The organism is Bradyrhizobium retamae, from assembly GCF_001440415.1.
Classification (GTDB): domain Bacteria; phylum Pseudomonadota; class Alphaproteobacteria; order Rhizobiales; family Xanthobacteraceae; genus Bradyrhizobium; species Bradyrhizobium retamae.
Genome location: NZ_LLYA01000154.1, coordinates 42,941 through 69,811 on the forward strand (window position 1 = coordinate 42,941; position 26,871 = coordinate 69,811).

The 26,871-nt window shown below is 63.2% G+C and carries 20 protein-coding genes and 1 tRNA gene; 5 read left to right on the plus strand and 16 right to left on the minus strand.

Annotated features, from left to right (window positions below):
• Positions 1 to 2: 2 nt before the first annotated feature.
• Positions 3 to 824 (minus strand): NmrA family NAD(P)-binding protein, encoded by an 822-nt coding sequence (locus CQ13_RS17995; RefSeq protein WP_057844182.1) that lies wholly within the window; start codon positions 822 to 824, stop codon positions 3 to 5.
• Positions 825 to 926: 102 nt separating this feature from the next.
• Between CQ13_RS17995 and CQ13_RS18000 the strand changes: the two genes are divergently transcribed.
• Together CQ13_RS18000 and CQ13_RS18005 are read left to right on the plus strand one after the other, a co-directional pair.
• A complete protein-coding gene (locus CQ13_RS18000) occupies positions 927 to 1,580 on the plus strand; it encodes a TetR/AcrR family transcriptional regulator (protein ID WP_057844183.1) in 654 nt (217 codons plus the stop codon).
• A 555-nt stretch (positions 1,581 to 2,135) separates the two neighbouring features.
• The gene (locus CQ13_RS18005) at positions 2,136 to 2,315 is read left to right on the plus strand and encodes a hypothetical protein (RefSeq protein WP_057844184.1); all 180 of its coding nucleotides are present in this window, start codon (positions 2,136 to 2,138) and stop codon (positions 2,313 to 2,315) included.
• A gap of 57 nt (positions 2,316 to 2,372) precedes the next feature.
• Here CQ13_RS18005 and CQ13_RS18010 read toward each other — a convergent pair.
• The 9 genes from CQ13_RS18010 to CQ13_RS18050 form a co-directional block, all read right to left on the minus strand.
• Positions 2,373 to 2,446, minus strand: a tRNA-Cys gene (locus CQ13_RS18010).
• A gap of 106 nt (positions 2,447 to 2,552) precedes the next feature.
• Positions 2,553 to 3,233, minus strand: coding sequence for a hypothetical protein (locus tag CQ13_RS18015; RefSeq protein ID WP_057844185.1), 681 nt, complete (start codon positions 3,231 to 3,233; stop codon positions 2,553 to 2,555).
• A 119-nt stretch (positions 3,234 to 3,352) separates the two neighbouring features.
• The gene (locus CQ13_RS18020) at positions 3,353 to 4,213 is read right to left on the minus strand and encodes a hypothetical protein (RefSeq protein ID WP_057844186.1); all 861 of its coding nucleotides are present in this window, start codon (positions 4,211 to 4,213) and stop codon (positions 3,353 to 3,355) included.
• A gap of 319 nt (positions 4,214 to 4,532) precedes the next feature.
• A complete protein-coding gene (locus CQ13_RS44485) occupies positions 4,533 to 5,087 on the minus strand; it encodes a hypothetical protein (protein ID WP_197427365.1) in 555 nt (184 codons plus the stop codon).
• 131 nt (positions 5,088 to 5,218) lie between these two features.
• A complete protein-coding gene (locus tag CQ13_RS18030) occupies positions 5,219 to 5,950 on the minus strand; it encodes a tRNA-uridine aminocarboxypropyltransferase (RefSeq protein ID WP_057844236.1) in 732 nt (243 codons plus the stop codon).
• Positions 5,951 to 5,986: 36 nt separating this feature from the next.
• A complete protein-coding gene (locus tag CQ13_RS18035; protein ID WP_057844187.1) occupies positions 5,987 to 9,091 on the minus strand; it encodes an efflux RND transporter permease subunit in 3,105 nt (1,034 codons plus the stop codon).
• On the minus strand, positions 9,092 to 12,241 hold the full coding sequence (locus CQ13_RS18040; protein WP_057844188.1) for an efflux RND transporter permease subunit: 3,150 nt from the start codon (positions 12,239 to 12,241) through the stop codon (positions 9,092 to 9,094).
• A 48-nt stretch (positions 12,242 to 12,289) separates the two neighbouring features.
• Positions 12,290 to 13,681, minus strand: a complete 1,392-nt coding sequence (locus CQ13_RS18045) for an efflux RND transporter periplasmic adaptor subunit (RefSeq protein ID WP_057844189.1) — start codon at positions 13,679 to 13,681, stop codon at positions 12,290 to 12,292.
• A complete protein-coding gene (locus CQ13_RS18050) occupies positions 13,671 to 15,131 on the minus strand; it encodes an efflux transporter outer membrane subunit (RefSeq protein WP_245309220.1) in 1,461 nt (486 codons plus the stop codon). The genes CQ13_RS18045 and CQ13_RS18050 overlap by 11 nt, the downstream gene beginning before the upstream one ends.
• 655 nt (positions 15,132 to 15,786) lie before the next feature.
• Between CQ13_RS18050 and CQ13_RS18055 the strand changes: the two genes are divergently transcribed.
• Positions 15,787 to 17,016: an SAM-dependent methyltransferase gene (locus CQ13_RS18055; RefSeq protein ID WP_057844190.1), complete on the plus strand. Its 1,230-nt coding sequence runs from the start codon at positions 15,787 to 15,789 to the stop codon at positions 17,014 to 17,016.
• Positions 17,017 to 17,105: 89 nt separating this feature from the next.
• A complete protein-coding gene (locus CQ13_RS18060; protein ID WP_057844191.1) occupies positions 17,106 to 18,146 on the plus strand; it encodes a cysteine synthase A in 1,041 nt (346 codons plus the stop codon).
• Between the two features lie 109 nt (positions 18,147 to 18,255).
• On the opposite strand, the gene CQ13_RS18065 is transcribed toward CQ13_RS18060, so the two are convergent.
• The 4 genes from CQ13_RS18065 to CQ13_RS18080 are packed head-to-tail and all read right to left on the minus strand — an operon-like array spanning position 18,256 to position 22,776.
• Positions 18,256 to 18,999, minus strand: a complete 744-nt coding sequence (locus tag CQ13_RS18065; RefSeq protein WP_057844192.1) for an amino acid ABC transporter ATP-binding protein — start codon at positions 18,997 to 18,999, stop codon at positions 18,256 to 18,258.
• 10 nt (positions 19,000 to 19,009) lie between these two features.
• The gene (locus tag CQ13_RS18070) at positions 19,010 to 20,533 is read right to left on the minus strand and encodes an amino acid ABC transporter permease (protein WP_057844238.1); all 1,524 of its coding nucleotides are present in this window, start codon (positions 20,531 to 20,533) and stop codon (positions 19,010 to 19,012) included.
• Positions 20,530 to 21,735 (minus strand): amino acid ABC transporter permease, encoded by a 1,206-nt coding sequence (locus tag CQ13_RS18075; protein ID WP_057844193.1) that lies wholly within the window; start codon positions 21,733 to 21,735, stop codon positions 20,530 to 20,532. The genes CQ13_RS18070 and CQ13_RS18075 overlap by 4 nt, the downstream gene beginning before the upstream one ends.
• A gap of 24 nt (positions 21,736 to 21,759) precedes the next feature.
• Positions 21,760 to 22,776 carry an amino acid ABC transporter substrate-binding protein gene (locus CQ13_RS18080; RefSeq protein ID WP_057844194.1) on the minus strand — a complete coding sequence of 339 codons (1,017 nt, stop codon included), beginning with the start codon at positions 22,774 to 22,776 and terminating at the stop codon, positions 21,760 to 21,762.
• A 336-nt stretch (positions 22,777 to 23,112) separates the two neighbouring features.
• Between CQ13_RS18080 and metC the strand changes: the two genes are divergently transcribed.
• On the plus strand, positions 23,113 to 24,306 hold the full coding sequence (gene metC / locus CQ13_RS18085) for a cystathionine beta-lyase (protein ID WP_057844195.1): 1,194 nt from the start codon (positions 23,113 to 23,115) through the stop codon (positions 24,304 to 24,306).
• Between the two features lie 7 nt (positions 24,307 to 24,313).
• On the opposite strand, the gene CQ13_RS18090 is transcribed toward metC, so the two are convergent.
• Both CQ13_RS18090 and CQ13_RS18095 read right to left on the minus strand, forming a co-directional pair.
• Entirely contained in the window at positions 24,314 to 25,342 is a 1,029-nt protein-coding gene (locus CQ13_RS18090) for a 4-hydroxythreonine-4-phosphate dehydrogenase PdxA (protein WP_057844196.1), read from the minus strand.
• Positions 25,339 to 26,865 carry a tripartite tricarboxylate transporter permease gene (locus CQ13_RS18095; protein WP_057844197.1) on the minus strand — a complete coding sequence of 509 codons (1,527 nt, stop codon included), beginning with the start codon at positions 26,863 to 26,865 and terminating at the stop codon, positions 25,339 to 25,341. Before CQ13_RS18095 ends, CQ13_RS18090 begins: the two co-directional genes overlap by 4 nt.
• Positions 26,866 to 26,871: the final 6 nt, after the last annotated feature.

Consider the following 26,871-nt stretch of genomic DNA (forward strand, 5'->3'; position numbering starts at 1 on the left):
GATCATGTCCTCCAGACACCGGTTGCGGCGGTTCGGCGGGCATACTCGGAAAAATCCCGCGCCGGACGCCCGAGCGCCTGCTCGACGCCGTGTGCGACAGCCGAATTGCGCCCGTCGAGCACGACGGCGAACAGTTCCAACATCAGTTCGATGACGTCCTCCGGCATATGGGGCCGCATGCCGGCCGCAAAATCTTCCGCCGCGATCTGCCGGTATCGGACCGGGCGGCCGGTGGCAGCGGCGATCTCGGCGACCGCTTGCGCGAACGTCAGCGCGCGCGGTCCCGTCACCTCGTAGACCTTGCCGGCATGGCGCCGATCCGTCAGCGCCGCGACCACAACTTCGGCGATATCGTCGGCGTCGACGAACGGTTCGGGCACGTCGCCGGCCGGCAGCGCGACTTCGCCGGCGAGCACGCCTTCAAGCAGATGACCCTCGGAAAAATTCTGATCGAACCAGCTTGCGCGCACGATGGTCCAGGGAACGCCGGATTGCTGCAGCGCCGCCTCCGCCCGCTGCGCACCCGGCTCGCCCCGTCCCGACAGCAATACGACGCGCTCGAGCCCATTGTCGCGCGCCAGCCGGCCCACTTCCGCAATCGCATCAGCGGCACCTTCGACCGCAAGGTCCGGCTGATAGGTGACATAGGCCATCGAGACGCCGGCCAATGCGGCCGGCCACGTCTCGGGCCGGGCCCAGTCGAACGGGACAGGTGTCGAACGCGACACTGGCCGCGTCGGGATGCCGCGCGTCTGCAGCAGCGCATCGACACGCGCGCCGGTCTTGCCCGCGCCGCCGACGATCAGGATCGGGAGTTCTGACATGGATCACTCCTTTCGGAACATAATACGAGAATATATCGTATTTGCTAAACCCGATAAACTCTCGTATTGGTAACGTCAAGTCGCTTTTATGTGAGAGGACCGATGGCGAGGCGAAAAGCCGGACAGAAGGTGGCCGCAACGGCTGCGCCCGCGTTGGCGCGGCTGGTCCCGACCCAGCAGCGCAGCCGCGAGCGGTTCGAGAAAATCCTGCAATGCGCGGCAGAGCTGATGGCCGAGAAAGGCAGCGAAGCCTTCCGCATGAGCGACGTCGTCGAACGCAGCGGCGTGCCGTTCGGTTCGCTCTATCAATATTTTCCGGACAAGACCGCAATCATCGGCACGCTCGCGGAACGCTACAACGCGATCGGCCGCGATTGCGTGCGGCGCGATCTCGCCATGGTCAAGACTGCCCGGGATCTGCACCCGGCCCTGTGCCGCATTACCGACAGCTACTATCGGATGTTCATGGACGTGCCGCTGATGCGCGACATCTGGCAAGCGACGCAGGCCGACCGGGCGCTGCAAAAGCTTGACGAGGAGGACGGCGTCTATCTCGCCGGGCTGCTCGGCGACACATTGCGGCGGATCGCACCCGATGTATCAGCAACTGCGCTGGCCTCGTTTTCCCAACTGATGATGATGCTGATCGCGGCGACGGTACGCCATGCAATCACGCAGGACACAAAGGAGGCCGCCCGCATCCTCACCTTGTTCAAGCGAATGCTGCCGAAGAATCTGGCGACGCTGGAGACCTGAGAACGTCGGCGGATGCCGTACCGCCCCGCCCGTACCGCTCGAACACCGCAGCACAAGCCGCGCTCAGGCTTGCCTTCTGCCGGCGCAGGCATGCGGTGATCGCACGCGCGTTCGGGATTTCGCCGGCACAGAGCCGCTAGACGTCGGGCGTGCAGGCCCTGCGCTGTTCGGGCGTGCCTTGCTGGGCATGGGCCGCACTGCTCGCCATCAGCGTCAGCAGGAAACCGAGCGTCGAAGCCCGGTGGGAACGATGGAGCAGTGCCGCACTTCGCGCGACCCTGCCTTCATGACCGCGTCTTCCTGGACCATGCCCCGCCGTGGCAAGGCGGGCGTCATCCAAGCCGAATACGCGAGTTGATTTCTGCAAAATGTGATTTTTCTCACACGCGCTGCGCGCGTGCGTGCCTAGGGTTCGCGCGGGAAACTCAACACTGAAACTCAACACTTTAGTAACCAGCTTTGCCGCGGCCGCCGGATCGATAAAATTCGAACGATCCGCTCAATCTGGGAACAAAATACTTTTGAGATCATCGCCTCTGGAACCCGGAGCGCGCGATGAGCGAAGTTGAATACGATCTGCTGCTGGAAACCGTGCAGACGGCCATTGCTCCAGCCCCGGAGGATGATTTCGTGGTCCAGACCCAGCGCCTTTATCCGTCGCCACGCGCCGCCAACGACAATGGAGCCTCTTGGCCGCTGGTTCCGTTTCCCGAGGGCTGGCACGCCGCCTGCTGATCGCGGCCGGCTTGTGGGGCCTCTCATATAATCGGTCTAAGTCATTGATTATATGAATGGAGGCCACGACCAGAATTGAACTGGTGTACACGGTTTTGCAGACCGTTGCGTAACCACTCCGCCACGTGGCCCCATCGGGCGCACTCATATACGCCCCGCCCCGGATAGGCAACCAAGCAGCGGAATTCCTGCCTGCGCTGGTTAGCAAACCGACACCTTTCAAAGAAGGCCGCCTCCTCAACCTCCAGACGGATCGCCAATTCGGTTATTCCGCAGACCCAGCTTGGCGGTCCTTGCGCGGATGCCCCCGACCGTCCGTTTCATTTCCAGCGCGATGGCTCTTGGGGGCTTGCCGCTGCCGATCAGCGAGCGCAGCAGCGCATCGTCTTCCGCCGTCCATTCGGCGCCGCTCAGTTGAAAGCGGTCTTCGCAGCCCGTCTCCTTGGCCGGTGCCGCAAACCGCTCCCAGCCCAGCGTCTCATGGAAAATGACGACAAAGGCGATCCAGAGAACGATGGCCCGCCCCTCGGACAGCGCAGCGGATTTGAGATGCTCTGCGCTGAACGTCGCCGGCCGCAAAGCGTCCAGCGCAGGCCAGATCTCTGAAGCGATCGAATTGACGAAATGGACGTAAAGCGACACGAAGGGGCCGGAGACGACGGCGCCGATGGCTGCGATCAGCCAAAGCGGCAGTCTTCGTCCGGCTGTTTTGCTCACCAATTGGGTGGCAAGGCCGGTCAGACACCAGGGCACCATGGCGAGCGCGAGAACATAAAGCGTCGCGCCTGCGCCTCCCATGGTGGCCGCGTGCGGTCCGAGAACGACCGAAAGCATTGCCAGCACGAACGGAACGCCGCAGAAGAAAACGAGATCGATCGAAGCCTGTTTCGACAGGCGCCAATGCGCCGCAAGTTCCATCGCGTTGCTCCGCTTGCATCCGACGCGTCAGTCATAGTGCGAGCGACAGAATGGAGCAACGTGTGTCCGCAACGGACGACGCAGCACCGTCGCCGCGCCGTCCAGACACCGTGCACCGCTCAGACCCGATCTATTGCGTGAAGCCGCCGCCGTCCGACGGCGGGGTCGAGCGAGCGCCGCAATTGCGCCTCCAGTTCATCAAGCAGGAAGAAACTGACATCGTCGACGGAGCCCTGGCCCTTGGCGAAAGGCTGTTCGAGCAGCCGGATCAGATACAGGACGTAGACGAACATGTAGGTGATGAATCCAAACAACAGGGCCGCGGCCGGATCGCCCTCCGTCTTCAGCAGGAGCAACAGGACGATGATCGAGAACACCAGCGTTTGCACGAGCACATGCACCGATGGAACGAATTCGACGCGCTGGATGGTGTAGATGCGAAGCAGAGCCCTGCGGATCGCATCCTGATTAGTGCGAAGACGCACGACGAAATTCGCAGCCATGCCCATTCCCTCCAGTCGACCGAGGATGGGCGTCAGCTTGCTGAGTTCGTCAAGCACAGGGGCAATGTTCTTGTGGTCGTAGGCACGGTCCAGGCCTTCGCGCAGCTTTGCAATGACCCCGATCAGGATCAGCCGCGCTTCCCTGAGATTGAAGCGCTCGTTGGTTTGCGCGAAGCATTCCAGATCGCCGTCGATTGCTTCGGTCGCGGTGCGCAGTGCCGTCGGAATTTGTTCGGCTTCCTTGTAATCCTTGAGAATGCTCGACAGCAGGAAGCCGATGATGAAGATGGCGCCGCCAATGCCGCTGGTCACCAGCCCGTTGAGCTCGAGGAACTCGAATCCGAGATAGTGAACGATTGCCTTGGCGCCGCCGAGTAACAGGACGATGATGCCGACCGTGAAGAACAGGCGGAATTTCTTCCGCAGGCTGATTTCGGCGCCGCCGAAAGGGAGATGCGAGGTGATTGAAGACGGCAAAGCGGCAATATCCTTTCCCTGGGCGCGCAGAGCTCTGAAACCGCTGAAGACGAGCCGCGCCCGACCCGCTCGCCTCCAGATGCATGGCGCAGATAATTGCTAAGGCTGTAAATGGGTTCCCGCTTCGGGCAGTGTTGGCGACATATCACCACGATGGCATCGGGACGGCACGGCGGAACCGTGGCCAGCCAATCTGACCGATTTGCTACTAATCCGAACTGTGCTGCGCCTGAATGCCCGGTGCGCGATTACAACAGCATGCTGATGGCCACGACGATGAACGGCGCGGCCACCAGCAAGACCGGCCACAGCCGGAACATCAGGCAGCGATACTACCGCCTGCGGCGATCTTCTTTTTGAGCGTCTCGCAGACACTGCGGACTTCGGACGTCATCAGGGAACAATCCTCGATCTGCAGGAAGTAGCGCTTGCCTTCCTCGCGATAGTTCGCAGCCAATTCCTTGATCTCGGAAACCATGGCGTGAACGCCAGCCACCATCGCTTCACATCGTTTGGCGGCGTCAGTCAGTTCCGCACCGAGTGCTTCAATCTCCTTTACTGCCGCATCATACTCGCGGACCACAGCTTCGGCCGAGAGTTTGCCCACCTGATTGACCCCCTCCTTGTGCTCGACATAGTCGGGCATCGGGCCTTTCGGCAACGGGTGGTCATCGCTGTGGGGTATTTCTCGGATGGCGGGCGCTCGCCGGGCGTTGTAGATGAGAGTACCGATTTCCCCTTCGATTTCATTAGCGTCAAGCAATGGAGATCGAGTGAGGATTTCTGTGGTTAAAGACATCGACTTTTGCTCCAAATTGTTTACGCGGAGAGCGAAGAATTTAGCATCGTCAATGGGAATGTCATCCTTGTCCACAGGTCGTTATGTTTCCTTCCAGACATTGGAACCGCCGCGTTGGTATCATGGTCATGACGGTTACCGGGCAACGCTGCACAATTTGAGATGCAGCAATCCCCTCGACGCAGCTCTAGCTCGAAGATCAAGAGTTAGCCGCGCTTGCGACGGCGGTAATCCCGCTTCTTCGGCTTCGGTGCAAGTTCCGGCATCGCCGCCTGCACTTGCTGATACCTCGCCAGCATGCGGTCAAAGCTGGCGTTGAGTGCCCCGGCGATCTCGGGCCGCTTCTCGAGCCCGGCGAGCAGCAGGCCGGCGGCCTCGATGGTGGAGAGGCCGTCGCGGCGCGGTTCCTTGCGGAGTTTGCCGTAACGCGAGGGGCGCTTCGGGCCCAGAATAATCCGCTGGCATTTCAGCATCCACGCGTTGCGCCACCACAGCGCCTTGGCTTGGCTCCATGTGCCGTCCAGCAGCACGACGCCTTCGATGTCGGACAGGATGGCGCGCTGGTGCGGTTCGACCTCGCCCTTGCGGTTGATCGCCACGATCTCGGCATCGGTGTCGAGATCGCTGACCTTGGCCGAGCCGAGATAGAGCACCGCCCAACGGGAGGGATCGTCGACCTTCCGTCCCAGTGCCTTGGAGAGGCTTGGCCAGGACAGGCCGATTTTGACGACGGCGTCTTTGAAGTGCATAGCCGTCAGCCGCGCCGTGCCGAGCGTCCTGTCCTGTTCCTGCGGATGCTGCAGGATCAGGAGCGAGATATTGCTCTCGATCGGCTTGACGCTGTCGCAGATGCAGAGCGGCAGCGGCTTGCCGCAATGTGCACAGTCCGGAACGGCCTCCACCGCGGTTCCGGCCTCGGAACTGGATTGGTTTGACATCCGCCCGCTATACGCTTTCCGCAGGCAGTAATCCAACTATTCGGCAGGCGCGGCGATCGCGGCCGGTCGCGATCGCCGCCGCAGCCGGTCGATCAGGAGATAGATCACCGGCGTCGTGTACAGCGTCAGGATCTGCGACACGACCAGTCCGCCGATGATGGTGATGCCGAGCGGCCGGCGCAGCTCGGTGCCGGGGCCGGTGGCGATGACCAGCGGAATGCCAGCGAACAGCGCCGCCATCGTCGTCATCAGGATCGGCCGGAAGCGGGCGCGGCAGGCCTCGAAGATCGCGTCAGCCGACGACAGGCCCCGGTGGCGCTCGGCATCGAGCGCGAAGTCCACCATCATGATGCCGTTCTTCTTGACGATGCCGATCAGCAGGATAATGCCGACAAAGGCGATCACGGTCAGCGGCGTATTGGTCACCTGCAGCGCCAGCAGCGCGCCGAGACCTGCGGATGGCAGGGTGGAGATGATCGTGATCGGATGCGCCAGGCTCTCATAGAGCACGCCGAGCACGATATACATCGCCACCAATGCGCCGAGGATCAGAAGCGGCTGCCGCCCGCTGGTCCTATCGAAGTCGCCGGCACTGCCGTCGAAACTGCCGCGGATGCCCTCCGGCATATGCAGCTCCTCGACCGCGCGCTGGATGTTGGAGGTCGCGACCTCCAGCGGCACATCGGGCAGCAGATTGAACGAGACCGTCGTCGAGGGGAACGATTGCGAGTGGTACACCGCAAGCGGCGACAGGCCGCGCTGGTAGCGCACCACGGCCGATAGCGGCACCTGGGCGTCGTTGGCACCTGCCACATAGATCCGCTCCAAATTGGAAGGATCGCTCTGGAACTTCGGGTCGATTTCCAGCACCACCATGTACTGGTTGCGCTGGGTATAGATGATCGAAATCTGGCGCTGCGCGAAGGCGTTGTTCAGGGCGTTGTCGATGTCCTGGACGCTAACGCCGAGGCTCGAGGCGGTCTTGCGGTCGATCACCAGCGACAATTGCAGCCCGCCGGGGTCGCGGTCGCTGGAGATGTCGGTGATACCCTCCACCGTCTCCATGCGCTTGGCGACCAGCGGCGCCCATTTCTGCAGGAGCTCGAGATTCGTGCTCGACAGCGTGTACTGGTAATCGGAATCGCTTTGCCTACCGCCGGTGCGGAGGTCCTGCGCCGCGAACATGAACAGGCGGATGCCGGCGACCCGGTAGAGATTCTTGCGCAGGCGATCGATCACCTGCGCCGTCGACATGCCGGCCCGCTCCTCCGGCGGCTTCAGGCTGATGAACATGGTGCCGCGGTTGGAGCCGCCGCCGCCCGGACCGGCGGTGCCGCCGAGTGAAGAGCCGATGGCGGCGACCGCCGGATCGGCCATCACGATATCGGCCAGTTGCTGCTGCAGCCCGAGCATCGCCTGGAACGAGGTATCGGGAGATGCGCGCGTGGCGCCGATCACAAGACCGCTGTCGTCGGTCGGGAAGTAGCCTTTCGGCGTCTTGATATAGAGCACCACCGTCAGCGCAATGGTGGCAAAGAACACGAGTAGGGTCAGGAACGGGAAGCCGAGCACCGCCCGCAGCGTCCAGGTGTAGAAGGAAACGATGCGCGACAGCGTGCCCTCGACCAGCCGGTCGAACCAGGTCGCACGATCGGAGGTCGCTTCCTTGATATAATGCGCGCAGATCATCGGCGTGATCGTGAGTGACACGACCGTCGACACCACGATGGCAAAGGTCAACGTCAGAGAGAATTCGCGCAGCAGCCGGCCGACGATGCCGTCCATGAAAATCAGCGGCGTGAAGGCCGCGATCAGCGACAGGCTGATCGACAGCACGGTGAAGCCGATCTGCTTGGCGCCTTCGAGCGCCGCCGGATACGGCGCCATGCCATGTTCTAGGTTGCGGTACATGTTCTCGATCATGACGATGGCGTCGTCAACCACGAAGCCGACCGAGATCGCCAACGCCATCAGCGACAGATTGTCGATCGAGAAGCCGGCGAGCCACATCCCGGCGCAGGTGCCGGCCAGCGCCAGCGGCACCGAAACGCCGGCCGCAATGGTCGGCGTCAGCCGCCGCAGGAACGCGAACACCACCACCATGACGAGAAATGCCGTCGCCAGCAGCGTGTACTGCATGTCGAGCACGCTGGCGCGGATGGTGCCGGTGCGGTCGACGAGGGTCGAAATTTCCACGCCGCCGGGCAGCCACTGCTTCAGTTCGGGCAGCAGCGCCCTCACCCGGTCGACAGTATCGATCACGTTGGCATCGCCCTGCTTGGTGATCTGGATCAGGACCGCCGGCTGCTTGTTGAACCAGGCGATCGAGCGGCTGTTGCGGACGGAATCCTCGACCTCGGCGACATCGACGAGGCGGACGAAATTGCCGGCCGAACTCTTGATGATGATGTCGCGGAATTCGGCCGCGGTACGCATCTGCTTGTTGGTCGAGATCGTCTCGCTCTGGCGGCCGCCGTTGAAAATGCCGACCGGTCCCAGCGGATTGGCATTGATGATGGCGAGCCGCACGTCGTCGGTCGCGATCCCGGCATTCGACAGCGCCACGGGGTTCAGCGCAATCCGTACCGCCGGCTGGTCGGCGCCGGTGACGTTGACTTCGCCTACCCCCGGAACCTGCGAGATGCGCTGCGCAATCACGGTATCGGCGACGTCATACATCGCACTCGTCGTCAGCGTCTTAGACGTCAGCGCCAGCACGAACACCGGGGCGGCCGCGGGATTGGCCTTGCGGAATCGTGGCAACGACGGCAGGTCGGTCGGCAGATCCGCCAGCGAAGCGTTGATCGCCGCCTGCACGTCGCGCGCGGCGCGGTCGATGTTGCGGCCGATCGAGAACTGCAACTGGATGCTGGTGGTGCCGAGCGAACTGGTCGAGGTGATCCGGTCAAGGCCCGCAATCTGGCCGAGCCGGCGCTCCAACGGCGCGGCGACCGTCGAGGCCATCACGGAAGGATCGGCGCCGGGACGCGTGGCGGACACCCGGATCATCGGGAAGTCGATGTTGGGCACCGACGAGACCGGCAGGAAAACATAGGCGACCATGCCGACGAGGAAGAGCCCGATCGCCAGCAGCGTGGTACCAACCGGCCGGCGGATGAAGGGCTCCGAGATCGATGCCATCTACTGCATCCCCTCGGTGGCGCCAGCGACCGGCGGCCCGGTGGGCCCTGGCTCCGGCACGGCCTTCTGAATTTTCCGGTTGAGCCGGTCGAGCGCCAGGTAAATCACCGGCGTCGTATAGAGCGTCAGCAATTGGCTCAGCAGCAAGCCGCCGATGATGGAAATGCCGAGCGGAAAGCGCAATTCTGCGCCAGTACCGCTTTCGATCGCCAGCGGCAGCGCGCCGAACAGCGCCGCCAGCGTCGTCATCATAATGGGGCGGAAGCGCAACAGGCAGGCCTGCACGATGGCTTCGTTCGGCGACATGCCCTGATGCCGCTCGGCTTCAAGCGCAAAGTCGATCATCATGATCGCGTTCTTCTTGACGATGCCCATCAGCAGGATGATGCCGATCAGGCCGATCACCGACAGGTCCTGCCCGAACAACATCAGCGCCAGAATGGCGCCGACGCCGGCGGACGGCAGCGTCGAGAGAATGGTGATCGGGTGAATGTAGCTCTCATAGAGCACGCCAAGCACGATGTAGATGGTGACGATCGCCGCCAGAATGAGCCATGGCTGGCCGGCCAGCGACTTGGCGAATTCGGCCGCGTCACCCGCATAGACGCCGACAATGCTGCCAGGCATGCCGATCCTGGTCTCGATCTGCTTGACCGCCTCGACGGCATCGCCCAACGCCTCGCCGGGGGCGAGGTTGAAACTGAGCGAGACGGCCGGAAACTGCGCGAGATGCGAAATCGCCAGCGGCGCGGTCGTGCGGGTCAGCGTCGCCACTGCCGACAGCGGCACCTGGGCGCCGGGCGCGCCGGCGGTCGTGCTCGCGGCCCCCGGGAGATAGAGTTTCGACAGGATCGAGGGGTCGCGCTGGTACATCGGCATCGCCTCCAGCACCACGCGATACTGGTTGGCCTGGCCGTAGATCGTCGAAATCTGCCGCTGCGCAAAGGCGTCATTGAGGGTGTCGTTGACCGCCTGGAGGCTGACGCCGAGCTGGCCGGCGCGTTGACGATCGATGTTGAGCGCGGCGCGCAAGCCGCCCTCCTGCGCTTCCGACGAGACATCGCGGAACAGCGGATCCCGGCGCATCTCGGCAATGAGCTTCTGCGACCATAGCGAGACCTGCGCGGCATCGGTGCCGGTCAGTATGTACTGGTACTGCGAGCGGCTCGACTGGGTCGAGATCTGCACGTCCTGCACCGGCTGGAAATAGATGGTCATGCCGGGAATTTTCGCTGTGCGCTGTTTCAGCCGGTCGACCACCACGGAAATATCATCGTGCCGCTCGCCGCGCGGCCTAAGCGTCATCACCAGACGCCCGACATTGGTGGTCGGATTGACCGATCCGGCCCCGATCACGGAGACGACGCCGATCACGTCTGGATCGGCCTGGATCGCGGCCGCCGCCGTCGCCTGCCGGCTTTGCATCTCGGCAAAGGAAACATCGGGACCGGCCTCGGTCACTGCGGTGATCGAGGCCGTATCCTGCAGCGGCAGAAAGCCCTTCGGCGCGATCACATACATGATTAGCGTCGCGGCGATGGTGGCGAACGTCACCACAAGGGTCGCGCGCTGGCGCCGCAGCACCCACAGCAGCGTGCGATGGTAGAAGGCGACCATGCGGTCGATAAAGCGGCTGACGGCGGCAAGCCCTGGGACCGTCATCTCTTCCCCGACATGCTTGAGCAGCCGCGAACACATCATCGGCGTCAGCGTCAGCGAGACGATCGCCGAGGTCACGACCGCAATCGTCAGCGTCAGCGCAAATTCGCGGAACATGCGCCCGACCAGCCCTGACATGAACAGAAGTGGAATGAATACCGCGGTCAGCGACACCGTCAGCGAGATCACGGTAAAACCGATTTCGCTGGCGCCCTTCAGCGACGCCTCCATCACCGACTCGCCGTCTTCCATGTGACGGACGATGTTCTCGATCATCACGATGGCGTCGTCGACCACGAATCCGGTGCCGATCGTCAGCGCCATCAGCGACAGATTGTCGAGGCTGAAGCCTGCAAAATACATGATGCCGAAGCTCGTGATCAGCGACAGCGGCAGCGCCACGCCCGCGATCAGGGTCGCGCGCAGCGACCGCAGGAACAGCAACACCACCAGCGTCACCAGCACCACGGAAAGGATCAGCGTGAACTGGACGTCCCGCACCGAGGCACGGATGGTGACGGTGCGGTCGGAGACGATGGTCAGATTGACGCCGGCCGGAATCGCGCGCTGCACCTTGGGTATTTCGTCGCGGATCTGCCTGACGACCTCGATAACGTTGGCGCCGGGCTGGCGCTGGATGTCGATGATGACGGCCGGCGTGCCCTGATACCAGCCGCCGGTGCGATCGTTTTCCAGCCCGTCGATGATGGTGGCGACGTCGCCGATCGTGACGGGTGAGCCGTTGCGATAGGCGATGATGATGGGCTTGTAAGCCTCCGCTGCCGCAATCTGGTCGTTGGCGGCAATGGTGTAGGCCTGCTGCGCACCGTCGAGCGATCCCTTCGGCCCTGAGACGTTGGCGCCCGCGATGGCGCTACGCAAATCTTCCATCGAGATGCCGTAAGCGGCGAGCCGCGCCAGATCGGCCTGCACCCGCACCGCAGGCTTGAGCCCGCCGAGGATTGCAACGCGCCCGACGCCGGAAATCTGGCTGAGCCGCTGGCCGAGGATGGTGTCGGCTATATCGCTCATGGCGCGCAGCGAAATCGTCTCCGACGTCAGCGCCAGAGTCAAAACCGGCGCATCCGCCGGGTTTACCTTGGCGTAGGTCGGCGGATACGGCAGATTCCTTGGCAGGATGCCCGCCGCTGCGTTGATGGCCGCCTGCACATCCTGGGTGGCGCCGTCGATGTCGCGGTTGAGGTCGAACTGCAGCGATATCTGGCTGACGCCGAACGAGGAGGTCGACTGCATCGAGGACAGCGAGGGAATCTGCCCGAGCTGGCGCTCCAGCGGCGCCGTGATGAGCGAGGCGACCACGTCGGGGCTGGCGCCCGGCAGTTGCGTCGTCACCTGCACGGTCGGGAAATCGACCTGCGGCAGCGCCGATACCGGCAGCGCCCAGTAGCCGAGCGCGCCGCCGATCATCAGCGCGATCCCAAGTAGCGAGGTCGCGATCGGCCGGCGGATGAACGGTTCGGAGACGCTCATGGTTGCGTGCTCACTTTACGAATTCATTTCAGGCGTACGGCGTATCGATCATGGCTGCGACTTCGCAGCGCCGCCGCGCGCTGGCTCGGCCGGTGCCGGGCCGGTTTGTCCCTTTTGATCGCCCTCGCCGCGCTCGCGCTTGCCGCGGCGCTCGCCATCGTTTGCTTGCCCCTCCTTGCCCGGACCTGCCTTGGCATCGGGGCTGCGGCTGCGCTTGCGCGGCGCGAGGTCGGCGGTTGGCGCCCTATCGTCGGTGCCAATCAAGACCTTGGCGCCGTCAGACAGATTGGCAAAGCCGGTGGTCACCACGCGGTCGGAGATCGAAAGCCCGCTCGCGATGACAGCATCGTGTTCGTTCTGCTGCGTCACCACGACTGGCTTGGCGGTCGCGACATTGTCGGGGCCGATCACATAGCTGAATGTCCCAACCGGACCACGTTGCACCGCCGAGCTCGGTACCACGATCGCCTTCTCCAGCGTTTCGACCTTCAGCCGCACATTGACAAACTGTCCGGGCCAGAGCTGGAGTTTGGCGTTGGGAAACTCCGCCTTCAGCTTAAGCGTGCCGGTGGTCGGATCGACCTGGTTGTCGATGCCTTTGAGCGTACCGGTGTCGATGACGGTCACGCCGTCATTGCCGAACACGTCCACCGCCAGCACGCCTTTGGCGGCGGCAGCGTTGACCCGCACGATCTGCTGCTGCGGCAGACTGAACTGCACCGCGATCGGCTGCAGTTGGGTGATGATAACGAGGCCGGTGACGTCGGAGGCGCGGATGATGTTGCCCTGATCGACCTGGCGCAGGCCGGCGCGCCCAGACAACGGCGCGATGACCTTGGTATAGCCGAGCATCGCCTTGGCATTGTCGATCGCGGCCTGATCGGCCTGCACCAGCGCTTCCTGCTGGGCGACCACGGCGCGCTGCGTATCGGCCTGCTGCTTGGATCCGGCATTCGAGGCGGCAAGCTGCTGATAGCGCGCCAGATCGAGCTTCTGGTTGGCGAGCAGCGCTTCGTCCTGCGCCTTCTTCGCCACCGCCTGATCGTACTGCGCCTGGTAGATCACGGGATCGATTTCGGCCAGCACATCGCCCTGCTTGACGTCCTGACCTTCGACGAAGTTCACCTTGATCAGCTTGCCGTCGACCTGGGCGCGCACCGTCACCGTGTTCAGCGCGCGGACCGAGCCCACGGCATCGAGATAGACCGGCACATCCTGCGTGCGGGGCATAGCCGCCAGCACCGGCACCGGGAGATCGGGACGTGCACCGGGCCCGCCACGACCGGTCTGTTTCTGCTGAAAGGCGTTCCAGCCGAGATAGCCGAGACCGCCGAGGATCAACAGCGTGATCGAAAGCGACACCATCCGCCGGCCAATGCCGCGTACGACCCGCTTTCCGGCCGTCTTCGGGTCGTCCTTCACTTCCGGCTTAAAGAGCATCGACCGGCCTTTCCATCCTGGGCTCCCAGCCGCCCCCCAGCGCCTGATAGAGGCTGACGATTGCCAGCAGCCGGGCCAGTTGAGCCTGTGACAGCGCATCCTCGGCCTGGAACAATGTTAGCTGCGTATTTAGCACGACTACGATGTCGGCAGTCCCGGCCCGTAATTGCTGCTCGGACAATTCAAACGCCCGCCGCGACGACGCCACGACCTCGCGCTGCAGCCGCAACCTCTCGGTGGTCTGGCGGATCGACATCAGGGCGTTATCGACATCGGCAAAGGCTTGCACCACCGTCTTGCGGTAGGTCTGCAGCAGTTCTTCCTGCAGCGCCTTGGTGAGCTCGAAATTGCCGAGGATCCGGCCGCCGTCGAAGATCGGTTGGGTCAGGCTGCCGACCATGCTGAAGAACGCGGCTTGCGGCTGAAACAGCGCCGTCAACGCCGAGCTTTGATAACCGCCCTGCCCCGTCAGTTGAATGCTCGGAAAGAACTGCGCGCGGGCGCTGCCGACATTGGCGGTGGCCGAGGCAAGCTGCGCTTCCTGGCGGCGGATGTCGGGGCGTTGCGTCAGCAACTCGGAAGGCAGGCCCGGCGTGACGCGCGGCGCGGCAATCCGATTGAGTGTTCCGCCAGTGACACGCACGGATTCTGGCGGACGCGACACCAAAGTCGCCAGCGCATTGATGTTCTGGTCGAGCGTCTGCCGCAGCGGCGGCACCAGCGCGCGCTGATTGGCCACCACGCTTTCCTGTTGCGCGACGTCGAGGTCGGTACCGGTGCCGGCTCTGAAGCGCTCCTTGATGGCACTCAGGATGCGCTCGGCGCTCGCGATGTTTCGCTGTGCGGTACGAATCCGATCCTGCGCGGCGAGCACCTGGAAATAGGCATTGGCGACCGTCGTCAGCGTGGTCAGCGCGATGACGTCGCGGTCAAAGCGCCTGGCGACCGCAGTCTCCTCCGCCGCCTGAGCGGCGTCGCGGTTCTTGCCCCAGAAATCCAATTCGTAGCTCGCGCTGAGCGATGCCGAATAGTTGACCACCTCACGGCCGCCAATGGACAGTCCGCTGGCGCTCGAACCGGAGGTGCGGGAATAGCTCTCCGACCCGGTGCCGCTGAGAGTTGGCAGCAACGCAGCGCCCGCGATTCGTGCCTGCGCATCGGCCTGCCTGAACCGCGCGGTGGCGGCCGCAATGTCCAGATTGACGGTCTGCGCCTCTTCCATCAGGCCCGTCAGCTCCCGCGAACGAAATCCGCGCCACCAGTCCAGCGTCGGTGGTGCGTCTGCGGCCTTCGAAAGCCGGGCCGCCTTGTAGCCATCGGGTATGTCGAGCGCAGGGTCGGGAAGGTCCTTGGTCAGAATGCAGCCCGCGGAGCTGGCGACGAGCCCCAGCACGGCAAGCGATCGCGCCAGCCGCTTGCCGCCCGGAATGAGAACAGACCAACCTTCGATCGCAGCAGTTGCAATTCGCTGGGTCACACCCGTTCTCCACCGGGCAAATCCCGGCCCGGCGCAATTTGAGCGCTTCTCCTGTTGGGCTGCGACACGTTCACGGGGGTGATGCTTCCGTTGGAACCGAACTCCGATATTAGCCTTGCGATCAGCACGCGGACAGCCCCGCGCAGTCCTCGCCGGTCGTGCGTTCAGGTGCGTAAAACGGGCAACAAGGAGCTCACTTCCCCTTGTTTTATAGGTTTGGAACGATGTCGGGACGCCGCAGGACCGTCGAATTCTTACGAAGATTTCATGGGGTTTTTCCCCTGTTCTGACGTCCGGCACCGGCTCATCGCACAGCGGAGCCCCGGCCTGTGGCCGATTCGAAACTCCGGGAACAGGCCCTCCATATCTCATCATGCAATGGAGGCCGAAATGCGAGTCGCGGTAGTGGGTTCGAGAATCAGCGGCAATGCTTCTGCGTCAACCCGCGCGGCGCTCTGTCTCCACGAGGAATGCAGCGGCCGGTCCCACGGCGGCCTTCAATACCAGCTTGGCGAGTGGAAAAATCAACGTCTATACTTCGCCCGCGTTGTCCACCCGTGCCAAGCATTGGAGCAGGGTCGATCGGCCATGCGAAGCCCCGGGTAAACCGCAATTCGATGGATCGCACATGCCCGAGTTGATTTCGGTCACATCGGAAACTGTAGACGCGACGTTTCCGGAATTGCCCCGCATGGTCCGGCTGGCGCTGGGCTTTGGTTCAAAGCTGCAACAAGGCACGCTCGACGTGACACTGGCCGATGGCCGCGTGGTCCGGTTGGGCGGCAACGGGCCGGGTCCTGCCGCCGTGATGAAGATTTATGACTACGGCTTTGCCTCGCGGCTCCTGCGCGGCGGCGACATCGGCATTGCGGAAGCCTATCTGCGCGGTGAATGGGACACGCCCGATCTCACGCAATTCCTCTATCTGTTCTGCGTCAACCAGGACTGGATGCAGACGATGCTAGTCGCCAATCCGCTGACGCGCACCTTCCAGGCCGTCAGGCATTGGCTCAACCGCAACACAAAGCGGCAGGCTCGCCGCAACATCTATGCACATTACGATATCGGCAACGCCTTCTACTCGGCGTGGCTCGATCCGAGCATGACCTATTCGTCGGCGCTGTTCGAGGACGACACGCCCGATCTGACGGCCGCGCAGCACAACAAATACCGGCGGCTCGCCGAGGCCATCGATCTGCGGCCGGGCCAGAAGCTGTTGGAGATCGGCTGCGGATGGGGCGGCTTTGCCGAATACGCTGCCAAGACGTTCGGCGCCAGGGTGGTCGGGCTCACCATCAGCAAGGAACAGCGCGAGTTCGCACAGGCGCGCATTCAGAACGCCGGACTCAGCGATAGGGTCGAGATCAAGCTGCAGGACTACCGCGACGAGCGCGACCGCTACGACCGGATCGTCTCGATCGAGATGATCGAGGCGGTTGGCGAGCAATTCTGGCCGAAATATTTTTCACAGTTGCGCGACCGCCTGTTGCCGGGTGGCCTCGCCGGTATCCAGGCCATCACCATCCAGGACAGCCTGTTCCAGGCCTATCGCCGCGAAGTCGACTTCATCCAGCGCTACGTCTTTCCGGGCGGCATGCTGCCGTCGCCGCAGATCCTGAAAACGCTCGGCGAACGCTTCGGCGTTCCCGTCATCCGCGAACGTATCTTTGGGCAAGATTATGCCAAGACGCTTGCGATCTGGCGAAGCAATTTCCGCGCGGCCTGGCCGAACCTGACGCCGTCGGGTTTCGACGATCGCTTCCTGCGGCTGTGGGAATATTACCTCGCCTATTGCGAGGCCGGTTTCCTGTCCGGAAATATCGACGTGCGCCAGGTGGTGTTTGCGAAATCGGGCTGATCGCCCTGCCCCAACGCTGGCTTGTATGGCTGGCGGCCCTCCTTTAGGGTCGCCTAACGATTAGGCAAACAAACCGGCGATTCAAAGACATGGCCTTCAACAAAGACGTCATCGAAGCGATCGGCAACACGCCCCTCATCAAGCTGAAGCACGCTTCGGAAGCGACCGGCTGCACCATTCTCGGCAAGGCCGAATTCATGAATCCCGGCCAGTCGGTCAAGGACCGCGCGGGCAAATGGATGATCCTCGAAGCCGAAAAGCGCGGCGATCTCAGACCGGGCGGGCTCGTGGTGGAATCAACCGCCGGCAATACCGGCATCGGGCTGGCCGTGGTCGCCAGCGCCCGCGGTTACCGCACGCTGATTCTGATCCCGGAAACGCAGAGCCAGGAAAAGAAGGACATGCTGCGGCTGTGCGGCGCCGAGCTCATCGAAGTGCCGCAACTACCCTATTCCAATCCGAACAATTATCAGCACGTCGGACGGCGGCTGGCTGACCAGCTTCGCAAGACCGAGCCAAACGGCGTGCTGTTCGCCGACCAGTGGAACAATCTCGACAACGCCAAGGCGCACTACGAGTCCACCGGCCCCGAGATCTGGGAGCAAACCGGCGGCAAGGTCGACGGCTTTATCTGCTCGGTGGGCACCGGCGGCACGCTCGCGGGCGTCAGCCGCTTTCTGAAGGAAAAGAACAAGGACATCGTGACCGCCTGCGCCGATCCGCACGGCTTCGCGATGTACGAGCTGTTCAAGCATGGCACCGCCAAATCGACGCCAGGCGACTCGATCACTGAAGGCATCGGGCTCGGCCGTGTCACGCCCATCATCGAGACCGCTGTTGTCGATGACGCTTTCCTGATTTCCGACGAGGAAGCCGTAACGGTGATCTACGAACTGCTCGAGCAGGAAGGCCTGTGCCTCGGCGGCTCCACCGGTATCAACGTCGCCGGCGCGATCCGATTGGCAAAGCAGCTCGGACCCGGCAAGACCATCGTCACCGTGCTGGCCGATTCCGGCGGCCGCTATCAGTCAAAGCTGTTCAATCCGGCATTCATGCGCTCGAAGAACCTGCCGGTGCCGGCATGGCTGGAAAAGCGTACCAAGATCGACGTGCCGTTCGAGAAGGTGTGAGCGGGCTATGTCGTAGAGTGGGCAAAGGCGCTCTTCCGCCGTGCCCACCACCTATCGGACCGCGATACAGTTGGTGGGCACGCTTCGCTTTGCCCCCCTACGCGACCGATCAATGCCGCAAGATCTGGCTCAGGAACAGCTTCGTCCGCGCGTGCTGCGGGTTGGCGAAGAATTCATGCGGCGTGTTTGATTCGATGACCTGGCCCGCGTCCATGAAGACGACGCGGTTGGCGACTTCGCGGGCAAATCCCATCTCGTGGGTGACCACCAGCATGGTCATGCCTTCCTTCGCGAGATCGACCATGGTGTCGAGCACTTCCTTGACCATTTCCGGGTCGAGCGCCGAGGTCGGTTCGTCGAACAGCATCACCTTCGGATTCATCGTCAGTGCGCGGGCAATGGCGACGCGTTGCTGCTGACCGCCCGACATTTGGCCGGGATATTTGTTGGCCTGATGCGGGATCTTGACCCGCTCCAGGAATTTCATCGCGGTCGCCTCGGCGTCCTTTTTCGGAATGTTGCGTACCCAGATCGGCGCCAGCGTGCAGTTCTCCAGCACGGTCAGGTGCGGAAACAGGTTAAAGCTCTGGAACACCATGCCAACCTCGCGGCGGACTTCATCCACCCGCCGCAGGTTCGGCCCGAGTTCGATGCCCTCGACCACGATCTGGCCTTCCTGGAATTCCTCCAGCGCGTTGATGCAGCGGATCAGCGTCGACTTGCCCGAGCCCGACGGGCCGCAGATCACGATGCGCTCGCCCTTGGCGACATCGAGGTTGATGTCGCGCAGGACGTGAAAATCGCCGTACCATTTGTTGAGTGCGTTGATGCCAACGATCGAGTTTGCGGTCATGGTGATGTACTCAGTTGCGACGATGTGCGTTCAGCCGGTTCTCGACGAACAGCGAGTAACGCGACATCCCGAAGCAGAAGACGAAATAGATCAGTCCGGTGAAAGCAAAGCCGGTGAACAGCGTCGTCGGCGTCGACCAGACCGGATCGCTGAAGGAAGCCCTGAGCTGCCCCAGGAGATCGAACAGCGCGACGATCGAGACCAGCGAGGTATCCTTGAACAGCGCGATGAAGCTGTTGACGAGACCGGGGATGACGTGGCGCAGCGCCTGCGGCATCACGATCAGCGCCGTGGTCTTGGCCCAGGACAGGCCAAGCGCGCTCGCCGCCTCGCCCTGCCCGCGCGGGATCGCCGCGAGGCCGCCCCTGATGACTTCGGCCTGATAGGCGCCCGCGAACAGCGCGATGCCGATCAGGGCACGCATCAGCCCATCGATGGTGAAGCCGGTCGGTACGAATAGTGGCAGCATATAGGTTGCAAAGAACAGCACGGTGATCAGCGGAACGCCGCGCCAGAATTCGATGAAGGCGATCGAGAAAATACGGATCAGCGGAATGGTCGAGCGCCGCCCCAGCGCGAGCGCAATGCCGACCGGCATCGAAGCGACGATGCCGGTGACGGATACCACCAGCGTCACCAGAAGGCCGCCCCACAAGCGTGTGTCGACCTCCGGAAGTCCACCGCTGTCGAGCCCCATCACGGCGATCACCAGGGCGATGGCGACAAAGATCCCAAGGCAGGTGATCAGCGGCCGCCAGCCGGACCGCAGGCCGCCGCCAAGCCAGAACAGCAGCGCCGACACGATCACGGCAGTTGCCCCGAGATCCGCCCAGACCGGACGGCCAAAAGCCTGGATCTGATCGCGCAGCCAGGTTAGCGGCAACAGCACCCAGCCGACCACCGTGCTCACCAGCACGATCAGCTTGCCGATGACCCATAGCAGCGGTCCGATGATGGCCGTCGTCTCGCCGGAGGCCACCAGCTTCCTGCCGCCGTCTCCGATACTGTCGTTGAAGCCCGAGAGAAGCCCGGCGGTCCAGCTCACGCCGAAGCCGCCGAGTCCGCCGCCGCGCAGCAGGAAGAAGGCGACGACAGGTAACGCCACGAAGAACAGAATGGCGTTGGGACCCTTGGCCGGCAGCCGCGGAATCAGCAGCGGCACCAACAGGATCGCGGCAAGAATGAACGTGAGATTGACGCGCCAGCGCTCCGGCTCCGGATAGAAGCCATAGATGAACTGCGAAAACTTGGCCTGAATAAAGGGCCAGCAGGCGCCAACCACATCGGTCGGATTTTTCGGGAGGCAGGCGGTGCGGTCGTTGCCGATCCAGACCGCATCGACGAACGCGAACTTCACGGCCGGAACAACGGTGACCCACAGCAACAACAGGCTGACGATCGTGATCAGGATGTTGGTCGGCGAATTGAGCAGGCGCGTACGCAGGAAGCCAACGAACCCGGTGGTCTTCACCGGCGCGGCCCGCTCGGGCACGAGGTCTTGGCGGACGAAAATGGATGAAGTCGTGTCGCTCATCCGCCCATGCTCCGGCTGATCCGCCATCCATAGAAACTCATGATTGCGCTGGTGACCAGCGAGATCAGGAGATAGACGCCCATGGTGATACCGATGATTTCGATCGCCTGCCCGGTCTGGCTCAGCGTGGTTCCGGCGAACACCGAGACCAGATCGGGATAGCCGATCGCGACCGCCAGCGAGGAGTTCTTGGTCAGGTTGAGATACTGGTTGGTGAGCGGGGGCAGAATCACGCGCATCGCCTGCGGGATTACGATCAGCCGCAATACCGAGCCGCGCTGCAGTCCGAGCGAGGAACCGGCTTCCATCTGGCCCTTGTGCACGGAGAGAATACCCGCGCGCACGATCTCGGCGATGAAGGCCGCCGTGTAGGTCGACAGCGCCAGTGTCAGCGCGACGAACTCCGGTATCAGGCGTGAGCCCCCGGCGAAGTTGAAGCCCCTGAGCACGGGCACCTCAAACGTGACAGGTGCGCCGAAAATCAGCACGCTGAGCAACGGCAGGCCGACCACCATGCCCAGCGCGTAAGGCCAGACCTTGATCACCTTGCCGCTTTGGAAGAGCTGACGGCGCGCGTAGCGCCACAACATGATCGCGGCGACGATCGCAACCAGCAGGGCGACGACGAACGGCTCGAAGCCAGCCTCCCCGATGGGCTTCGGAATGACCAGGCCGCGGTTGCTGAGAAAGAAACTGTCGAAGACCGAGATGCTCTGCCGCGGATTGGGCAAAGCGGCGAGCACCGCGAGGTACCAGAACAGGATCTGGAACAGCAGCGGCAGGTTGCGGATCAGTTCGACATAGCCGCCCGAGATTCGCGCCAGTAGCCAGTTCGGCGACAGCCGGCCGAGGGCAACCAGGAAGCCGATCAGGGTGGCGAAGAAGATGCCGATCACCGAGACCAGCAACGTGTTGAGCAGGCCAACCACAAAGACGCGCGTGTAGGGATCGGACCCCGAATAGGGGATCAGGCTCTGGCTGACGTCAAAGCCGGCATTGTTGGCAAGAAAGCCGAAGCCCGCCGTGATCCGCTGCGCCTGCAAATTGGCGCGGGCATTGGCGACGATCTCGTAGGAGATCCAGGCGAGTGCGGCGACGAACAGGAGCTGGAGGACGAAGCCGCTCCAGCCAGCGCGGCCGCCGAGCGCGCGCTGCAGCCTGGGAAGTAGCTGCGACGGTGGTTTTCGGGGTTCGATGGCCATCGCCGCAGCCCCTCTCGCAGGCGCTTAGCGGATCGGCGGGGCGTACTGGATACCGCCCTTGCTCCAGAGTTGGTTGAGGCCGCGGGCAATACCGAGCTTGGAGCCGGAACCGACGTTGCGCTCGAACGACTCGCCGTAATTGCCGACCGTCTTCACGATCCGCACCATCCAGTCCTTGGTCAGGCCGAGTTGCTCGCCCAGATTGCCGTCTGTGCCGACGGCGCGCTTGATCTCGGGTTTGTCGGACTTGACCATCTCGTCCACATTCTTCTGTGTCAAGCCGAGCTCTTCGGCACCGACCATCGCATAAAGCGTCCATTTCACGATATCGAACCACTGATCGTCGCCATGGCGGACCATCGGCCCGAGCGGTTCTTTCGAGATCACTTCGGGCAGCACGACGTGATCGGCTGGGTTGGCGACCTTCAGGCGTTCGGCATAGAGCTGGGAGACGTCGGAGGTGAACACGTCGCACCGGCCGGACTCATAGGCCTTGACGGTCTCGTCGGCAGTCGCGAACGCGATCACCTCGTACTTCATGTTGTTGCCCTTGAAGTAGTCGGCGAGGTTTTGCTCTGTCGTGGTGCCGGTCTGCACGCAAACCGACGCACTGTTGAGCTCCAGCGCCGAATTCACCTTCAGCGACTTCTTCACCAGGAAGCCTTGGCCGTCATAATAGGTAACGCCGGTGAAATTGGCGCCCAGCGAAGTATCACGCGACAGCGTCCAGGTGGTGTTGCGGGACAGCACGTCGATCTCGCCCGACTGCAGCGCGGTGAAACGGTCCTTGGCCGAGAGCGGGACGAACTTGATCTTGGACGCGTCGTTGAAAATGGCAGCCGCGATCGCCCGGCAGATGTCGACGTCGAGCCCGGTCCAGTTACCCTTGTCGTCCGGCGTGGAGAAGCCCGGCAGGCCCTGGCTGACCCCACAGGACAGCATACCCCGGTCCTTGACCGTCTTGAGGGTTTGGGCCGAGGCGGCCTGGGCCGAGAGGCCGGCGGCTAGGGCAAGGGTAACAACCAGAGATACGCGTTTCATGGGTTAGGCCTTTCAAGGGGACGTCCGGAGATCGTTTTTAGGCAACGCCTGACGTTGTGGGGCCAACCCGCTGATCCCTCGCTGAAAAGCGTGGTCCCGACCGTGCATTTGGCGTGCCAGTCCGGTCAGGCGGTGGATCTGATATCGCGGCAGGCCCCTCAACTTGCAGCGACTGTTCGTTGGCGCGCATCTCAGAACGACTGGCGTGCCGGGTCAAGGGGTTGACTGCCGTCTTCTGTGTCTTGTTATTAACTCACCCGGCCTCGAGCCGCCGCTCGCCGGTATTTTCGCGATCAAGTTGTGGCTGCGGCATAACGTCTTGGATAATGCAAACGCATGAGCTTTTCGCACGACGGTCCGTCCAACCCGCAAAAGCCCGAAACCAGACTGGTCACCGGGGGCCGCGACACCAAGGGACAAAGGGGTTTCGTCAATCCGGCAGTGTACCACGGGTCGACCGTGCTCTATCCGACCGCCGAAGACCTGCACGCCCACCGCGCCGAATTCTCCTATGGGCGTCACGGGAGCCCGACCACGCTGGCTCTGCAGGACGTGCTGATGTCACTGGAGGGCCCGCAATGCGCGGGCGTAGGCCTCGCGCCATCGGGACTTGCCGCAATCACCACCACACTCCTGTCGGTCTTGAAGGCCGGCGATCATCTGCTGGTGACTGATAATGTCTACCGGCCGTCGCGCAACTTCTGCAACGGCATGCTGGCCCGTTACGGCGTCGAGGTCGGCTATTTCGATCCGCTGGTCGGCGCCGGGATCGAGAAACTGTTCAAACCGAACACCAGGGCGGTGCTGGTCGAGGCGCCCGGCTCGCAGTCGTTTGAAATGAGCGACATTCCCGCCATCGCTGAAGTCGCGCATGCAAGGGACGCGCTCGTCATCGACGACAACACCTGGGCGACGCCACTGTATCACCGCTCGCTCGACCAGGGCGTCGACATCAGCATGCAGGCTGCCACCAAATATATCGGCGGCCATTCCGACATCATGTTCGGCACGATTTCGGCGAACGCAAAAACCTGGCCGCTGCTCACCGAGGGTATCCGCCTGCTCGGCGTCTGCGCCGGACCGGACGACGTATTCCTGGCGCTGCGCGGCACCCGCACGCTTTCGGTGCGGCTCGCGCAGCATTACCGCTCGGGCCTCGAAATGGCGCGCTGGCTCGCCGGCCGCCCCGAGGTCCTGCAGGTCTTGCATCCGGCGCTCGAAAGCCATCCCGGCCACGCAATCTGGAAACGCGACTTCACCGGCGCCTCCGGCCTGTTCAGCATCGTGCTGAAGCCGGTACCGCAGAAGGCGGTCGATGCCCTGCTCGATGCGGTCAAACTGTTCGGCATGGGCTTTTCGTGGGGCGGCTTCGAAAGCCTCATCATCCCGTTCGACTGCGATCCCTACCGCACCGCGACCAAATGGTCCCCCGGCGGGCCGACGCTGCGGCTCCACATCGGCCTGGAGAATGTCGACGACCTCAAGGCCGATCTCGAGCGCGGCTTTGCGGCCTTGAAGGCCGCCGTTTAGCGCGTTTTCAAGGAAGCGGAGCCGGTTTCCGCGCGCCCGCCATCTCAGCCGCGAGCAACAAGGCCGCGCGGGTGGCGCCAACCGAGGCGACGCCTTGGCCGGCGATGTCATATGCCGTGCCATGCGCCGGCGTACAGATCGGAAACGGGAAGCCGCCGAGAATTGTCACCCCGCGATCGAAGCCCATCAGCTTCATCGCGATCTGGCCCTGGTCGTGGTACATCGTCAATACCGCATCGAACGCCCCGTTCTTGGCGCGCAGGAAAACCGTATCGGCCGGAAACGGCCCTTCCGCCGCTATTCCTTCGGCCCGGCTGGCCATGACAGCAGGTTCGATCACATCGATCTCCTCGCGGCCAAAATTGCCGCCGTCACCGGCATGCGGGTTGAGCCCAGCCACCGCGATACGGGGCTCGGCAAGGCCGGCCTGCCGCATGCAGGCATCGGTCAGTTTCAGCGCGCGATGAATGCGTTCTACCGAGAGACGCGAGGCCACGTCCTTGAGCGCGATGTGCGAGGTAACGCGGGCATTCCAGAGCCTGTCGAGCACGTTGAATTCGCTGGCTGGCGTTTCCAGGCCGACGACCTCGGCGGAGAACGCGATCTCGTCATCATACTCCGCGCGCGCGAGCCGCATTGCCTTCTTGTTGAACGGCGTGAAGCAGACGGCGTCGGCCTGCCCGTCACGCGCCAGCGTGAGCGCGCGACGATAATTCTCCAGCGCGAACGCGCCGCCGGCCTGGCTCGCGACACCACGCTCGACGGTCGCGGGATCGAGATGGCCAAGGTCCATAAAAGCGGCGTCACTGCCGATTATTCGCGGGTCCGCGGATGGCGCTACATTTGGCAGGTCCGTCCTGACGCCGGCCACGCGCGCGCCTTCGTCGAAAACGCGGCGGTCTCCGATCACGATCAGGCGTGCGCGGGAACGGATTTCATCGAGGCAGGCGAGTTTTGCGGTCAGCTCCGGGCTGATGCCGGCGGGGTCTCCCATCGCCAGCGCGATCACCGGCCTGCCCGGGCTATCCAGCTTCATATGATCCTCACCTTTTCACCAGCGGCTTCGTCCGACTTTCGCAGCAGACGCACGATCTGCAGGGCGAGCGGAAGCAGCAGCAACGTCATCCCGGCCAGAACGAGGGTCGTCACCAGCCGGTTCGCAAAGAATATCCCGAGCGATCCCTTCGACATCAGCATGGCCTGCCGGAACGCGTCCTCGGCCTTGTCGCCGATCACGATCGCAAGCACCAACGGCGCCAACGGATAGTGCAGCTTCTTGAAGAGATAACCGACGACACCGAAGCCGAGCATCAGGACGACGTCGAGATAGGAGTTCGAGACCGAATAGGCGCCGACGACGCAGATGATGACGATCAGGGGGGCGATGACGGCGAAGGGAATGCGCATCAGGGCGGCGAACACGGGAACGGTCAGCAGCACGAGCGCAACCGCAACGATGTTGCCGACATACATTGAGGCGATCAGCCCCCAGACGAAATCCTTCTGGTCGACGAATAGCATCGGTCCGGGATTCAATCCCCAGATCATCAGCCCGCCCATCATGACGGCAGCCGTGGCCGAGCCGGGAATGCCGAGCGAGAGCATCGGCAATAGCGCGCTGGTGCCGGCGGCGTGGTCGGCCGTCTCGGGCGCGACGATGCCCTCGGCCTCGCCGGTGCCGAAACGCGCGCCATTGCGCGAGAAGCGCTTGGCGATGCCATAGCTCATGAAGGAAGCCGCGGTCGGACCACCCGGCGTAATGCCCATCCAGCAGCCGATGGCGGCGCTGCGCAGCAATGCAATGCCATGCTGCGGCAGACGGCCGAGCGCCCGGAAGACTTCCTTCCAGTCCACCCTCGACGATACCGCGCGGGCCTGAAACTCCTCCTCCACCGCAATCAGCAACTCGCCGATGCCGAACAGCCCCATCACGGCAACGACGAAGCTGACGCCCTTCACCAGCTCGTCGATACCCATGGTGAGCCGCACGCTGCCCGAGACCGTATCGATGCCGATCGCGGCGATGGCAAAGCCGATCGCGAGTGCCACCACCGTTTTGATCGGCGCCGCACCGCCCATGCCGACGAAACTGGCGAAGGCGAGGAAATAGACCGCGAAGTATTCGGGCGGTCCGAAGGCGAGCGCCACCTGTGCCACCCACGACGCCAGAAACGTAATCAGAATCACGCCGACAAGCGCGCCAAACGCCGCCGAGCCGAAAGCGGTGGCCAGCGCCGTTGTCGGCCTGCCGTCGCGCGCCATCGGATAGCCGTCGAAGGTAGTGGCGACCGACGAAGGTTCGCCCGGGATGTTGAACAGGATCGACGTCACCGAGCCGCCGAACAACGCGCCCCAATACATGCTCGAAAGCAGGATGATCGCCGACACCGGCTGCATGCCGAAGGTCAGCGGCAGCAATAGCGACACTCCGTTTGGCGCACCAAGGCCGGGCAGAACGCCGACGAGAATGCCGAGCAGAACGCCGATCACCATCAGCGTCAGGTGCGGAACGGTAACCGCGATGGTGAAACCGTGCAGCAGCGATTGAAGGTTTTCCATCGCCCG